General features: G+C 53.2%; 11 protein-coding genes and 1 tRNA gene. 6 read left to right on the top strand and 6 right to left on the bottom strand.

Annotation, left to right across the window (positions count from 1 at the left end):
- A partial coding sequence (locus tag AC0AP0_RS03370) for a catalase (protein ID WP_490429383.1) occupies positions 1 to 612 on the top strand: 612 nt, incomplete at its 5' end.
- Between the two features lie 133 nt (positions 613 to 745).
- Positions 746 to 833: transfer RNA gene (locus AC0AP0_RS03375), tRNA-Ser, on the top strand.
- Between the two features lie 508 nt (positions 834 to 1,341).
- Here the strand turns inward: AC0AP0_RS03375 and AC0AP0_RS03380 are convergent.
- From AC0AP0_RS03380 to AC0AP0_RS03390, 3 genes are all read right to left on the bottom strand, one after another.
- Positions 1,342 to 2,964 (bottom strand): RNA/DNA-binding domain-containing protein, encoded by a 1,623-nt coding sequence (locus tag AC0AP0_RS03380; RefSeq protein WP_490429384.1) that lies wholly within the window; start codon positions 2,962 to 2,964, stop codon positions 1,342 to 1,344.
- Between the two features lie 360 nt (positions 2,965 to 3,324).
- The gene (locus AC0AP0_RS03385; protein ID WP_490429385.1) at positions 3,325 to 5,700 is read right to left on the bottom strand and encodes a hypothetical protein; all 2,376 of its coding nucleotides are present in this window, start codon (positions 5,698 to 5,700) and stop codon (positions 3,325 to 3,327) included.
- Between the two features lie 25 nt (positions 5,701 to 5,725).
- Positions 5,726 to 5,911 carry a hypothetical protein gene (locus AC0AP0_RS03390; RefSeq protein ID WP_144178160.1) on the bottom strand — a complete coding sequence of 62 codons (186 nt, stop codon included), beginning with the start codon at positions 5,909 to 5,911 and terminating at the stop codon, positions 5,726 to 5,728.
- Between AC0AP0_RS03390 and AC0AP0_RS03395 the strand changes: the two genes are divergently transcribed.
- On the top strand, positions 5,900 to 6,553 hold the full coding sequence (locus tag AC0AP0_RS03395) for an HNH endonuclease (RefSeq protein ID WP_490429386.1): 654 nt from the start codon (positions 5,900 to 5,902) through the stop codon (positions 6,551 to 6,553). The two genes, AC0AP0_RS03390 and AC0AP0_RS03395, sit on opposite strands and share 12 nt — an antisense overlap.
- 1,203 nt (positions 6,554 to 7,756) lie before the next feature.
- On the opposite strand, the gene AC0AP0_RS03400 is transcribed toward AC0AP0_RS03395, so the two are convergent.
- Both AC0AP0_RS03400 and AC0AP0_RS03405 read right to left on the bottom strand, forming a co-directional pair.
- Complete coding sequence (locus AC0AP0_RS03400; protein WP_490429387.1) at positions 7,757 to 9,190, bottom strand: DHA2 family efflux MFS transporter permease subunit; 1,434 nt, start codon at positions 9,188 to 9,190, stop codon at positions 7,757 to 7,759.
- Positions 9,191 to 9,253: 63 nt separating this feature from the next.
- Positions 9,254 to 9,703: a MarR family winged helix-turn-helix transcriptional regulator gene (locus AC0AP0_RS03405; RefSeq protein ID WP_489932201.1), complete on the bottom strand. Its 450-nt coding sequence runs from the start codon at positions 9,701 to 9,703 to the stop codon at positions 9,254 to 9,256.
- A gap of 517 nt (positions 9,704 to 10,220) precedes the next feature.
- Between AC0AP0_RS03405 and AC0AP0_RS03410 the strand changes: the two genes are divergently transcribed.
- Both AC0AP0_RS03410 and AC0AP0_RS03415 read left to right on the top strand, forming a co-directional pair.
- Positions 10,221 to 10,658 carry a MarR family winged helix-turn-helix transcriptional regulator gene (locus AC0AP0_RS03410; RefSeq protein ID WP_490429388.1) on the top strand — a complete coding sequence of 146 codons (438 nt, stop codon included), beginning with the start codon at positions 10,221 to 10,223 and terminating at the stop codon, positions 10,656 to 10,658.
- Positions 10,655 to 12,931, top strand: coding sequence for an ATP-binding cassette domain-containing protein (locus AC0AP0_RS03415; protein WP_490429389.1), 2,277 nt, complete (start codon positions 10,655 to 10,657; stop codon positions 12,929 to 12,931). The genes AC0AP0_RS03410 and AC0AP0_RS03415 overlap by 4 nt, the downstream gene beginning before the upstream one ends.
- 1 nt (position 12,932) lies before the next feature.
- On the opposite strand, the gene AC0AP0_RS03420 is transcribed toward AC0AP0_RS03415, so the two are convergent.
- Positions 12,933 to 13,703, bottom strand: a complete 771-nt coding sequence (locus tag AC0AP0_RS03420) for a GNAT family N-acetyltransferase (protein ID WP_490429390.1) — start codon at positions 13,701 to 13,703, stop codon at positions 12,933 to 12,935.
- Positions 13,704 to 14,052: 349 nt separating this feature from the next.
- Here AC0AP0_RS03420 and AC0AP0_RS03425 point away from each other — a divergent pair, with 349 nt between their 5' ends.
- Complete coding sequence (locus AC0AP0_RS03425) at positions 14,053 to 14,673, top strand: isochorismatase family protein (RefSeq protein WP_490429391.1); 621 nt, start codon at positions 14,053 to 14,055, stop codon at positions 14,671 to 14,673.
- The last annotated feature ends 120 nt before the right edge of the window (positions 14,674 to 14,793 follow it).

The raw sequence follows: 14,793 nt of genomic DNA on the forward strand, positions 1-14,793 counted from the left end.
ACCAAGGTGGTCTCCAAGAAGGACTATCCGCGCATTGAGATAGGCGAGTTCGTGCTGGACACCAACCCGACCAACTACTTTGATGATGTGGAGGAAGCGGCCTTCTCCCCCGCCAACTTCGTCCCCGGCATCGAGCCCTCGCCCGACAAGCTGCTGCAAGGCCGCCTGTTCGGATACAAGGACGCCGAGCGTTATCGTCTGGGCGCCAACTACGAACAGCTGCCCATCAACCGGCCAGTCAACGAGGTCCACAACTACGAACGAGACGGTTTCATGTCTCAGGGTCAGGATGGATCGGTCAACTACGAGCCCAACAGCAAGGGCGGCCCCGTGGAAGACAACGATGCCCGGATGCACGGCGATGCCGTCCAAGGGCAGACCGAATACTCCCGCCCCTATGACAAGGACTACTATTCCGCAGCCGGCCGTCTCTACAGGCTGATGAGCCCGGAAGAGAAGGACCGCCTGATCCAGACCATCAAGAACACCCTGGGATCCGTCGATGACCAGGAGATCCAGGTTCTCGAGACCAAGCAGTTCTACCAGGCTGACCCCGACTACGGCCAGCGTGTTGCCGAGGCTCTTGGCCTTTCCATGGATCAGATCAAGTAACACAGAAAACAGAAACAGGGCGAGGATTGTCGGCGACACGTCTGAACTGGCCTGCAATCCTTGCCCTGTGTTACTATTTCCTAGTTGCCTTGATCAGGGTCATGTAGGCTAAGGCCCCGTTCGCTGCAGCCTTGGAGGATTCGCCTAGTGGTCTATGGCGCACGCTTGGAAAGCGTGTTGGGTTCACGCCCTCACGAGTTCGAATCTCGTATCCTCCGCCAGCAGGGATTTTTGGTTTTCCAAAAATCCCTTTTTGTTACTTAGAAGGGCGGGATTGCAACATTTTTGGCGACACTTCAAAGATTGTCCCTGCTCCGTCTTCTTTCTTTTTGACCCGTTATCTGGAGTAAGTTAAGCGGTATCGTCTTAGCGCTCAAGTACTCAGCCCAAAAACGACGTTGTTCATCCGTCTGCGGCAGCTGGGGTTGATTACCATGGCACGCACTTCGCAAAGTACAAACCCTGTCCGCATCCACAAGAACTTCGATGAAGAGAAAGAGACTCAGGCCAAGACATGATTCAATAAGGCATGTGCCCTATCAACTTGAATGCGTGGACTCCGCCGAAGGTTCCGGGCAAGGCCAATACCGGAAGCAAGATCACATTTCGCGAGTATGCGACCGTGTATGTTGAGAAACAGCATAAAACGGACACTGGTTTTACAGAATTCAGTTAAAAATAACTGAATTCAGGTAGACTCGATTAGCGGTATCCCAATTGATTTATCCACTACACCGCCTCGTACCGTGCTTTACGTTTTCCACTACCAACTTTTCTGATACGCCCCTCATCAACGAGCTTCCGCAACTGGTAATACGCCTGATTCCCGCTAAGGTGCAGCAATTCCATCACGTCGTTTCTACTCACCGTTTTTTGTTCATGGATCAGCTTGATGATTAATTCGGAGTACCGAACTCTATCGATGTCCGATTGGCGAACGTATTCCACTACCTTGCCGCTACGCCGATACACCTTCGCACCCAACATATATGTTCGGCGAGCCCCAGTGCCGGAGCTTTCGATAAGACCAGATTCAGTCAGTTGCCCCAAAACCGTGCGCAGACGCTGGTCGCTCATGTCCATCGATTTCGACAACACGTCAAAGCTGCAGCGCCTCTCTCTCTTGAGCTTGTCCAGAATAAGCAACCCATCGAGAGACATGGATTTGCCACTACGCTCACGCTCCTCGGCCAGCAGCTCCACAAACGCCTTGTCGGGCGCACTGCGCGGCAACAGCACTGATACCCCACGCCCGTTGGATCTCGAATAATCAGGCAGAGGACGGCCATAGTTCAGGGCACCTTCGAAAATGCGGTCGATCCCACGCCCAGTGCGTTCGGCGAGGCCAGATCTCTTCAATGCATCCATCAGACATGGATTACGCCCATGTGGCTCAGCTGTAAGCAGGTTATGAACATTGATACCCTCCACAAACCCACCGGGATTGGCGATGGTCAAGCCAGCATCGTCTACCAATACGCGCACACGCCCGAGAACCGAATAGTCCCTATGGCCGAATGCGTTAACCAAAGCCTCTCGAAAAGCCCTTTCGTCAAACTCGGGGACCATCGAAGAAAACAGGCCCACATTCAGCTCCGTCCCCGGATTCCACGGCTTAAACGACGCGGATATTTGCTCTATGGTCTTGAGCAAAGGGCCATGGTACGTCTGGTTCACCTTGATGTCAGTGCCGTTAAGAACTTGGAAAGCCGCTTCATTCGTCGGAACGAACTGCTGCAATGCAGCTTCGTTGCCAATGAGCAGCAAGCCAGCCAAGGTTGGTGTCAAATCCCCATCGACCGATACGACAAGGCGCAGCGATTTTTCCATATCCTCATCCGAAAGCTCAAGAAGATTCTGGTCACCAGATTGATAAGAGGCGATGATCCTGCGCAGACGATCACGTTCCAACGGATCAAAATCTGCCCGAGTTGATCCCCTCACCGGCTGAGCTGAATAGTCGAGCTTTCCCAGATCCGAAAGACGAGTTGCAAACTCATACGGATACATGGGTACGCTTTCAGGCGTGCCATCCACTTTCATCATGCGACGGAGAATCTTACCCGACTTTGTTGATACCACGCTCTGCGCCTTGGGCACCTCGACCTGAACAACCGCGATGTCATTGCCAACCAATTGTGCACGAACCGATATCGGTGGCACAGTCTTATTGGCTATCATCGCAGCCATTCCAACCGGATCCTGATGCTTTTGCTGCGCACCGGTAGGCGTGCCATCATCCTCAACGCCCAAGTATAAGCATCCGCCATCCGTATTGGCCAAGGCAACAACTGCTTCTACCAATTCGGAGTCCGGCAAGCCCTTGCGATCACTTTTGAATTCCTTGGACAAAGTCTCCTTGCCGTACTCACACGCCATCCGTCGTCCACCACCTGTTCTGAGCTATTGGCCTTAACTGAATTATATACTTTTTCACTGAATTCCGGTAAAGGATAACTGAATTCAGTTAAAACTACCCTTAAACAAACAGTCTGGCAGCAGAGAGAACTGGACCCCCTTTAACATTTCCAATGCAATCAGTAACCTGGAATACTAAAAAGCAGAACAAGACTTTAATCAGAGATATCCCCTGCATTCCCCAAGAGGACAATCTGCAGAATCCGATGCATACACATCTCGTCATGATTCCGGCTCCAGCGCTGTACTTGATCAGACCAATTCGACATCGTCTTTGGCGGCTACCGTAATCTCCTACGAGTGACTTTTTTGATTAATCAGCTTCACCAATTCCTTTTCGCAATTACGCATGTAACCCAAGCTCTTCTTAAGACCGGAGAGCTCTTTCTTGGTTTCTTTTTTCTCAGACTTATCTAATTCCTTGTCTCCAGAACGTCTAGAAAGAACCTCCTGCTGAATTTCCATGCGTTCAATCTGATCGAGCAGGCCTTGTCGCATCCGTTCAATCGTCTCTGGCTTCATATCAGCTTGAGCAAAGTCGGATTGGCAAAATGTTAGGAGCTTCGAACACTCGTCGAGGGCAAACGCTCCTTTGGAATCAGTGAGAAGCGAAGTAACAGCAGTTACCCCACTACCACCAACCAAACCCAAGACTGCGCCGCCACCAGCGATTATGGCTGTGCCGCCTGCCATACCGAGACCTCCTGCAGCCAATGCACCACCGCCAACCGCTGCAAGGCTCGCACTGGTAAGAGCTGCACCGGATAGGCCGGCAACAGCCGATCCGGCGATCAACGGCGCTATGACTGGTGCTAATGTAAACGCTGCACCTCCCGTAGCAACCGCAACCGCGGCAGTTCCCGCAGCACCGACAATTATTTTGGTTCGGCTACCATCCAATACGCCTGCATTCTTATTCAGTGCCTTAGCGGTCTGTTGCACAGGGGATTTGTCCGAATCACCGCTTACATCACGCCATAACTCTTCGAGAATTTTTGAATCAAATTTTGGGCGTTTAGTCCTTTTGATTGAGGAGTCTGACCTTCCGTCAGGATCCTCTGACTCCATTTCAGAACGATAGGAGTCATATGGCACAAACCGTGCAAGTTCAATCAGAACCAAGGCTTTCCATGTAGTTCCATCTCGCGCAACAAGTTCTTCAATTCTCTCTTTCACTTGCCCCTGATTAAGAAGAACGCAGTCAGCAGGCAGGTTTTCAGACCATTTGCCAAACCATTCTTCTTTTTCGCCTCGATCCACTGCCTTACTTCGATCTATGTCCTCATAAAGCGCCAGTCGCTCTATCGAGAACAGAACAGATAGATGCTCCGGCTTCAACGAGAGCGTTTCCATTGTCGCCCGATCGGCCGAATCGTCGTTTTGCTGCCGCTGCCTGTGGCTTGTTCTTCGTTCCCATACCGTTTTGACATCCACACCTATTGCGAAAACCAGACGAGTCACACCTACGTAGTTGACTCTCAGCAAGAACTCCTTGCCGGCAAGTACCCTGCCTTCCGTAACCCCGACCAATGCAGCCCGAATAGCAGCATCCGCCAGATCCACCGCAGTAAAAGTGGCCGAGGCAATGGATACCATGCGAACAACTCTGGAATTATTGAATGGAAGAATTCGGTCCATGTCCAGCTGCTTCAAATCGGACAAAGAGCGGACCTCATTATCTTTCATCTCCAGATAAAGATGATGAAGAAAATAGCAGCCCCGCGTCAAGCATTCATTCAGCAACACTGGAAGCGCCTGGCGCCCCAGTTCATGCACAATTCCAATTTCAGTTCGCAGGTTAAACCTACGAGGCACTTTACGACCTTCATCATCCACTTGTGCAAATAAGGTCCCATTGAACATCTTGGAAATGAATTTGCGTGCCCCCATGCCAGAATCCATGGCATTTTCAAACACGGGCAAGGCGGACAATTCCTTAATAATAGAGAGCAAAGGTCCAGGTATCCCTGTGCCCTGACCGGGATTCGAACTTGACCCTGCCATGTCTGATGCCATGTGCAAGAACCACCGCACTGTTCCTAAGAACAGCCTTTCGCAGAAATTATCACCGATCAGTCCTTCCTTAAACCATTGTTCTTCCACCGGGATTGCAATGAAATCTCCGTACTGATTGGTGCCGTATACCTTTCCGGTAAATTGAGTGAGTATAGAGAACACCAATCCTTCAAGGGAGAAGTGGTGAGAAAAGTCCCTGAGATGATGTTGCAAACCGCCGCCAAATTCGGCTGTGTACTTATCGCCAACAAAAGGATATTCATCTTCTAGGAATTGAATGGCATCACGCAGGGACTCTCCTTTAAAACCAGAATGCTGCTTTGCCACCCAAACCACGAATTCATTGACTTTCTCCGAACCCCACTCGTTCGCCCTGTCCAGAGAGAACTTGCCAACAAAAATCGAATCGCATAAACCAGCAACCACTCCACAAGCTGCAGCTATCTTGTAATCAAGCTGCGCGTCATCTTGCACATGGTCAGATGCAGCATCTTCTTCAATGGATTCCACGTAGATTCCATCACCAAAATCTCCGGTCGCTTTAGCAACGCTAATTCCAGCCTCTATACCTTTGTCGTTCGCAAGCTCCAACGAATACTCAACAGAAACCAACTCGCTGCCGTGCCGTGGCGAGAGCTCCAACTCCCTTGTCATCCGTCCCTCTCCTTCCACAGTACGCTCAGGAACAAAGCAATAATAGCCAGAATAAAACAGCAACTGAAACGTCGCATCCCATGTCATCAATCGGATTGCACAGGGCAAGGCAGGTATGAAGCATGGCAGCAAGCTGGACTCCCAAGTCTAGCAATGGTACGCCGAAAATCCCGATGCCTTCATGGCAGAATGCCTCAATTTGCTCCAACATGCACTCCTACAAGCGAACAAACAAGACTTCCACCCAGCACCATTGGCTTCCGACCGGTACTCCACGCTCGAAACCGCAACAAAACTGCTGTTTGACAAGCCCAATCCCGAAGGCGGCGAGCGCGAAGCGACCACGATTCAGCGGATCAACCAGTCTTACTTCCGCAATTCACTGCCCTTGAACTACCAGTACACATGCTGCATCACCGGTATGCAGATACCTGCGATGCTGATTGCCAGCCATATCAAACCATGGAAAGCATCAACCCCGACCGAAAAAACCGCTGCGTCGAACGGCCTGCTGCTCAATGCATTCCACGACCGGGCTTTTGATCAAGGGCTCATCTCAATCGACGACGATTACCGCATCATGGTCAACCATGACAAGGTAAGGCATTCGCCGGTCAATGATCAATGGCTCTACGCTTTTGAAGATCAGAGAATCACATTGCCACAATCAGCAAACCTTCGCATGAATTTATCGAGGACTACCACAAACACATATTTCTCACCGAAGCTGCATAGCCACAGGGACAATCCTTTCCCTACACACTCGACGCTACCTGGGGATATTCAACAAATAGCACTCCGCCTTTTTCTTCCAAAGCATCAATCATGTCCGCAGGTTGCTCTGCCAGCCTGAAATCCATAACGACCTGTGTCACCGCATCACGACGGGCTGTAAGAGCGTAGGATTGAGCAGCCAAGACTTATACGGCATTCTCAAAAAGGTTGATTCCAAACCTAAAACAATACCCCGCGTTTCGAATTTCGCATGTCGGCATTGTTGTTCTTTGCGCTGTCGGTCTGGTTCTTTTCCACATTGGTTGTTCAGCGGGTCGTCTAATAGTGAGATAGGCGGTCTTGTTATCATTAGGGGCCTCATCACCTAAGTGCTTCGCAAGACAAGGATGTTTCGCAGCACCCAGAAGCTGTGCGCAGGACGAGACAAAGGAAGTTCAGGGCCATGCCTTTCAAGACTTACGGCAAACGTAGGCGAGGATACGCTCGGGCCCGTCACCAACTACAAATTGGCACCCATAGATCTTTGCAGCAGGTGAGCTTACTTAAGCGAATGACCGATCGCTTCCTCGCCAGGTTCGAGACCGGGGTGGAAAAGTCGCTGGCAGTTCTGGTCGCCAGGCTGATAGGCACCTCATTCGGGCTAAGTGCGGAGTACGTCCATGGCAGAATGCAGGTCATGAGATCTGCAAATGTGCTGATTGGCGTCATATCAGTTTGCATTTCGTACATCTATAAAGCGTCATACCTGTGATTCAGCCAGGCATCAGCACTAGGGTGTGGTCGCAAGTGCGTGTAATCGTTCTGCAATTTTTAGGATATATCACCTGCTAGAGCATAACCGATTCGATGATCGAGGGCTTCCTTCGCCCCGTATTGGATAACGCTTTTCTCTTCCTTGTCGAATTCCCGGCCTTGCCCTGCGCAATAGCCGTTTCTACGTCCTCAGTAATTCCCTTCTTGACGCATTCTGGTATCTCTTCGGGCGAGTTATTCTGGATGGCGTTGGTCTGTGCCCGAGAAGCAGTCTGGTTTTGAAAGGGGCTGCCGGGCACTGCAAAAGACGCTCGATAAGTAAAAGCCTTTATCTCCATCCTCACTTATGTATACCTGTCTGAGGCCCGCAATAAATTTTCTAATTCAAGCATTTCCCGACAGCAAAGGTTCTCTTCGCCGCTCCAGAATCCTACTCACGTTATGCAGTTGGCGTTTTCGACAGTTTTGAACATCAAATTATGACTATGCAAGCATCCCCGACCGTTGGCATTTTGAGCCGATCCGTGTCCGTATAAGACTCTGCATTGAGAGCGAAAAGATGCCTTTCTTACTCAGTTGCAGTTCTATTCGGTTTGAGGAAGAGCGAGCCGCATAGACCGATCAGGGCTATGACTGCGAGGAAGATGAAGGCCCATTGGTAGCCCTGGTCGAGTGCTTGGGCTGACATGGGTCCGCCCTGGCGAGCCCGCTCTGCGCCGATGGTCACAATCATCATGGCAGCGGCCGTACCTAGCGAGCCGCCCACCTGGCGGACGGTAGAGGCTGCAGCGTTGCCATGAGCCGCAAGTTCCAGCGGCAGGGCGTTAATGCCCTCGGTGAAGGTGGTCATCATCACCAGCGCCACCCCGACCAGGCGCAAGGCATAACAGCCGGCGATCAAGATCAGACTGGTGGAGGTGCCGAACCATATCATCGGCAAGGTGCCAGCCAGCAGCACCGTGTACCCCAAAAGGGAAATATTCCTCGCCCCGATTCTTTGGTAGATCATTCCGGAGAGAGGGTTGAATATGCCCATGACAATGGCTCCCGGCAACATGACCAGACCAGAGGTGAGCGCGCTTGATCCACGCGTGTTCTGCAAATAGAGAGGAAGGACCAGCTCCACACCGACCATGGCGATGTTGCTCAGGGTGCTCAGCAGGCTGGTCAGGTTGAAGGTAGCGTTCGTGAAGACTCGCAAATTCACCAACGGGGACTCCAGGTGCAACTGACGCCGACAGAACAGGACTACCACCAGCAAGCCAGCCAGAAGCAATCCCAGGTCAAATGCCGATGCGCCCCCCTCGGCACCAATAGCGGATAGCGCATAAAGCAGAAGCCCAAAGCCCAAGCAGGAATATATTACGGAAAGCACGTCCAGACGGGTTCTCACCTGGTCATTGACCGTGTAGACCAAGAAGAACGATGCCCCCAGGATCGCGGCGCTCAAGGCAGCAAGCAGAACGAACAGAGCCCTCCAGGACCAGTGCTCCAGAATAAACCCGGAGAGCGTGGGTCCCACCGTGGGGCCCAAAGCCACCACCAGGCCCACCACGCCTAGGGCTACGCCGCGCCTATCCGGAGGGAAAAGCAACAGCACCACGTTCTGAATAAAAGGCATCAGCGACCCTGCGGCCAAGGCCTGAATGATTCTGCCGATCAGCAGCAGGACAAAATGTCCTCCAGAAAAAATACAGACAAGGGAGCCCGCCAGAAAGGTCACCATCATAGCGATGAAAGTGTGCCTTGACCGAAAGTTGGAAAACACCCAGGCTGAAACAGGGATCATCAGCCCCACCACCAGCAGATAGGCGGTACTCAGCCACTGAGCGGTGGCTTGGGAAACATGGAACTCCGCCATAATGGTGGGAAGAGCATTGTTAAGGAAGGTCTCTGCCATCAAAGCAAGGAATGCTCCAGCCAGAAGCGTGCCCATCATTGCAGTGCGATTTTCCCCACCTCCGCCTTGGCCACGCTCCCTTTTGCTGCCATCCTTATACATGCCGCATCCTCTCCGTTCTTCACCGGCTCGGTCCGAAGCCTGCGTGATCCTACTAGAAGCAGATCAGGATTCCATGTTTCTAATGATCCGTTCCAGGTAGTCGACCAGCCGTCTGCTCTCCTGCTCATCGAACCCAGACAGGGCAAGTTTGCCCGTGGCCTCCAATGCATGCCGGATCTCCACCTGGTGGGCATTCAGCTCCTTGCGCGCCTGCCCGGTGAGCTCAAGAACCATTTGACGTCGGTCATCAGCCTGCGGCTTTGCCGTCAACCATCCTGCCGTGACCAGCCGTTTGACAACCCCCCGAACTGTGGGATGGCTTAAGCGGAACCTGTCGGCAACCGTCTTCTGCGTCACCTCCAGGCCCTCCTGCTCATACAGGTAATAGACCATGACAAACTGAGGACCAGTCAGATTGGGAAAGATGCTCCGCACGCACTCGTTCATATGCTTTTCCAGCAGGGTGTTGGCTATTTTGACCAGCCCTTCTGGCCGCTTCTCCGACAGCTCCAAGAGATACCGCCTCTCTAGAATGTAGCATGCTACATTATTGACAAAGAAGGCCTGGCTGTCAAATCAACGTTCCTACTGCAGGTGAAACTCGAGCAAAGGAAGAGCCATGGCTCGGCCTCTCCGACCGGTAGATATGCTTGCTTACGTAGCATCCAGGTGTCAGCATCGTCGTGCTGTATAGCCGACTAGCTAAGCAATACCGATAGTTTGATAGGTCGGCACTTCATCCAAGAATCGCTCAACTGCATCAAGAAATCTACCCAAGCAGGCGTACGCCTATTCTCATGCATGAAGCTTTTTCAAGCAACAACGGCTGCGCGCGAAAGAGAGTCCTCAGCGCCATAGGATCAGGTTAAGTGGTCCACGAAGCATCCTGTCCTGTTCCAGCAAAACAAGGCAAGCAGTAAACCTACCGAGACCTGACTTCATCGGTTCGATACAGTCGGACAAGGCCGAACCCGAAGCATAGCCAACTACCTGGGAGACAGATAGTTTCTGATAAGATATAGTTTCTATTATGCAATTAAATAAGCCGTCCTCCCTTTATGATGCTCTCATGTATCTGCAGTGCGAATTCGTAGCAGAGCGCAACAGGGCCAACCCGGGAAACGTCACCTGGCAGCAGTTCGACATCCTTACTGTTCTGCGTACAGGATCCTTCATGCCATCTCAGATCGGCCAGCGGCTCGGCATGAGCCGGTCCAAGGTCTCCAAGAACCTGAGCACGCTGCGCGATCTCGGATACATCAGGCAGACGCCCGATACTCGTGACCGGCGCGAGCTGGAGACCAGTCTGACCCAGGCTGGTCGGGACATGCTTAGCATCATCGATCAGCAGCACAAGACCCTTGAGGAGGGTGCCCGACAGGTCTGGTCCGAAGACGAGCAGGAAGTGTTCACCGCTCTTGCCAACAGACTCATTGCCAAGCTGCGCCAGGAGCGAGTCGCCAGATGAGAACAGAATCCATCCTTATCGATCGGGCCTCCACGCACAACCTCAGGCAGGTCTCGCTGTCCATACCCAAGCGGGCCATCACCGTCGTCACCGGCCTGTCGGGTTCAGGAAAGTCGTCTCTCGTGTTTTCCACGCTGGCAGCCGAATCACAGCGCATGATCAACCGCAGCTACAGCTCCTACATTCAGCAGCTTCTGCCCAAGTATGAGCCTGCTGAAGTCGCCCGGATCGACAACCTGCCCTTCTCCATTGTCGTAACCCAGAAGCAGCTCTCAGGCAATGCCCGCTCAACCGTAGGCACCTACACCGATATCTACACCGCCCTGCGCCTGCTCTTCTCCCGTACTGCCCAGCCCTTCATCGGGTACTCCATGACGTATTCCTTCAACAATCCTGCCGGGATGTGTCCGACCTGTCAGGGTCTGGGAACTGTGCGCACTCTGGTGCTGGATCGCCTGCTCGACATGGATCTCTCACTGAACCAGGGAGCCATCAACTTTCCCACCTTCCAGCCAGGCGGCTGGAGACTGACCAGGTATACGGATTCAGGCTACTTTGACAACGATCTGCCCCTGCGGGAGTGGACGAGCAGCGACCTTGACCTTCTGCTCTATGGCAAGAAGCAGAAACCGGCACACCCTAGTCCCAACTGGCACAAGACGGCCATGTATGAGGGGTTGGTGCCCCGGATCACCAAGACCTTCATCAACCAAAACGGCGACAAGTACCAGCATGAGCTGGAGCAGGTTACGCGAATCACCCAGTGCCCCGACTGCCAAGGGGCCAGGGTCAACGCCAGGGTGCGCTCGGCCAAGATTGACGGACTGAACATAGCTGACTGCTCAGCCATGAGCGTTGCTGACCTGCAGGACTGGCTGGGGAAGATTCATGACGATCAGACAGAGTCCATTTTACAGGACCTAGAGCGCAAGATAGCTAACCTGATAACGGTTGGTCTGGGTTACCTGAGTCTACAGCGTGGCACCTCTACGCTTTCCGGAGGAGAGGCACAGCGTCTGAAAATCGCCAATTGCCTGAACAGCCCCTTAAATGACGTTCTCTACATCTTTGACGAACCAAGTGTTGGGCTACATCCCCATGACCTGACCGGGATCAAGAAAATCTTCAAGGGCTTACGGGACAAGGGCAATACGGTGGTAATCGTGGATCATGACCCCGAGCTCATCGGTATTGCAGACCGTATCGTCGACATGGGGCCAGGAGCAGGCAGGGAAGGAGGACGGATCGTCTTCGAAGGGAGCTATCAGTCTCTGCTGGAAAGCGGCACAGCCACGGGCAGAGCTCTGTCAGATCCAGGCGTAGTGAACGAACCAGTGGCGCCATCGCATGGCTTCTACGCGATAGACAAGATCACTGCCCACAACGTCAGAGAAGCCCACGCCAAGATACCCAGGCATATGCTGACAGTGGTGACCGGTGTGGCCGGATCAGGCAAAAGCACCCTGATCAAGGCAGGCTTCATGGCTCAGCATGATGCCATGCTCCTGGATCAGAAGCCGATCAAGGCCAGTGGGCGCTCCAACCTGTTGACCTACTTGGGCGTCTTCGACCCACTGCGCAAGGCCTTCGCCAAGGCCACAGGTGAGTCCCCGTCACTCTTCTCATTCAACGCTGCCGGAGCCTGCCCTGTTTGCAAGGGCAAAGGAGTTGTCACTCTTGATATTGCCTACATGGGCGATGCCAGCACTGTCTGCGAAAGCTGCCATGGAACCAGATATTCAGCACGAGCCCTGTCTGCCAGATACCACGGTCTCAGCATCGCCCAGGCGCTGAAACTGACTGCCAGCGAGGCCACGCACCGATATCATGAAGTGCTGGGCCAAGCCATGAGAGCCTTGGAGGATGTCGGGCTGTCTTATCTATCCGTTGGACAGGCTCTCGATACGCTCTCGGGCGGTGAGCTACAACGTCTCAAGCTGGCCAAGCTGCTCAAAGACGGAATTCATGAGACCCTGATTCTGGATGAACCTACCAGCGGCCTGCATGAATCCAACATCTTGCAGCAGATTGCCCTCTTACGCAAACTCATCACTGATAAAGACCTGACTATTGTCGCCATAGAACATAATCTGCGCTTTATCGGTCAGGCCGACTGGGTGATTGATATGGGTCCAGGGGCTGGAAGCGCGGGTGGCAAGGTGCTGTTTGAAGGGGCTCCACTTGCACTGATGCGTCGAAATGACACTCCAACAGCCCGAGCCATGAATGCATACTTCGGCTTTATCAAGGATGCAGCAGTGCAACAGCAATAGTTCAGCAATCCTGCAGACGGCGCTTCTGCCTGCCATCCTGATCGAAATTGTCATCATCCAGCCAGGTCTCCAACCGCTCTTTCACTGTTGGCCATTCACTATCCAATATGGAAAACCAATCCGTATCCCGAGTCCGACCCTTGTAGACCATGTCGTTTCTGAACCGGCCTTCAGCCTTGAACCCCAGCCTCAGCGCCGCCGACCGTGAGGGCGCGTTGAGGCTGTCGCACTTCCACTCGTATCGGCGATAGCCCAAGTCTTCGAAGACATGCCGAGCCATCAGATATTGGGCCTCGGTGGCCTGCCTGCTTCTCTGCAACTCCCTGGTATAGATAACGTGGCCCATCTCGACGCTTCCCATGTCGGACCTTATCCGGTGCAAGGCATACATGCCCAACAGATCCGACGAATCATGAAGCTTGACATGCCCGTGTATATCCTCATCCTTCCCACCTGCAGACTGACCGACACCAAGGCCAGGCACAGACGGATTGCGGAGAATAGCAAAGAAGAGAGGATCCCGGCTTGCAATCATAGATGCGAATCCTGAGTCGAATGTTGGTCTATCAGGATAGATGTCGTGAGTGCTATAAGTCATGATGGATTGGTCGCATTCTGGACCGAAAATCCGCTCATAAAAGGCATCACCTTGGTTTTCGCCCAAGGGCACCACCAGAACGGTTCTGCCAGTCAACTTGACAGGCTCCGGCACCATGGCCCCGACAAACGAAATCGCATCTCCAATAGGTTGCCCAAACTCATTGATCCTCATACCCGTATCCCCTACCTTGAAACAATGCTCGCTCCCTCATCACGCGGAAGAGGCAGGCCCGGAAGCACCGACCATAACTCCGTACAATCCTGGCACTTATGCTACCAAGCAAACACCTCAAAAGACCGCATGGATCCGCCTTACACAGCCACGGTTGATCACCCTTGCTACCTCCTTTATCATCTTGTCCACAAGTTGCTGATTCGCCGCCATATTCGCCCACATGCACTAAAGCAGAAGGACCGACGCATCTGCGGGAATTAGACTGATACGTAAGAGGAAATGATCGAGGAGCTTCAACCGGTATTCCCTCTGCCTACCGTCAGCATCGACCAAGGGAGTGATTACTATGTCCAAGGCTTTGATCGTCGTGGATGTTCAACCGACCTTCTGCGAAGGAGGTGAGCTGGGAGTCGAGGGAGGCAACGCCACAGCCGACAAAATCGCCGACTATGTCCACGACCATGCCAAGGACTATGCCTACATGGCCACCACCCAGGATTGGCACATCGAACCCGGGTCTCATTGGTCCGATCACCCGGATTTTGTGGATACCTGGCCCAAGCACGGCGTGGCCGGATCACCCGGGGCGGAGCTGCATCCCAGCATTCGGGAGCTGGGCATCACCCATCACTTCAAAAAGGGCCAATATTCCGCCGCCTACTCCGGATTCGAAGGCGTCGAAGACAACACCGATCGAATCCAGAGCAGGGAGGAATTCGCTGCCGCCAAGTCATCTGGAGTCACCTTGGCCGACGCACTGGCGCAAGCAGGAGTCGACCAGGTGGATGTAGTCGGCATCGCCGAATCCCACTGCGTCAAGGAGACGGCCTTGGATGCCGCAAAGCTGGGTTACCAGGTCACGGTCTTCGAGGATCTGACTGTCCCGGTCAGCGAGGATCAGGGCATCGAGGCTCGAAAGGCCATGGCACAAGCCGGCATCCGTCTTCTTTCCTCCAGTGGCGACTAAAGGCAGTGGCGGAGGAATTCACCAGGGCTGAATGGTGGGGCCCACGGTGAATTCCGACACATTGGTATCCTCAGGCTGATCAATGGCAAAGGCCACCACCTGAGCCACCCGTTCGGGATC

This window comes from Bifidobacterium sp. POST2/T3 (B1) (assembly GCF_058197115.1).

Excerpts from the sequence above, each read along its gene's own strand:
- AC0AP0_RS03425 (WP_490429391.1), top strand. The coding sequence starts at position 14,053 with ATGTCCAAGGCTTTGATCGTCGTGGATGTTCAACCGACCTTCTGCGAA.
- AC0AP0_RS03390 (WP_144178160.1), bottom strand. The coding sequence starts at position 5,911 with ATGTTGGAGCAAATTGAGGCATTCTGCCATGAAGGCATCGGGATTTTC.
- AC0AP0_RS03420 (WP_490429390.1), bottom strand. The coding sequence starts at position 13,703 with ATGAGGATCAATGAGTTTGGGCAACCTATTGGAGATGCGATTTCGTTT.
- AC0AP0_RS03410 (WP_490429388.1), top strand. The coding sequence starts at position 10,221 with ATGCAATTAAATAAGCCGTCCTCCCTTTATGATGCTCTCATGTATCTG.
- AC0AP0_RS03415 (WP_490429389.1), top strand. The coding sequence starts at position 10,655 with ATGAGAACAGAATCCATCCTTATCGATCGGGCCTCCACGCACAACCTC.
- AC0AP0_RS03385 (WP_490429385.1), bottom strand. The coding sequence starts at position 5,700 with ATGACAAGGGAGTTGGAGCTCTCGCCACGGCACGGCAGCGAGTTGGTT.
- AC0AP0_RS03400 (WP_490429387.1), bottom strand. The coding sequence starts at position 9,190 with ATGTATAAGGATGGCAGCAAAAGGGAGCGTGGCCAAGGCGGAGGTGGG.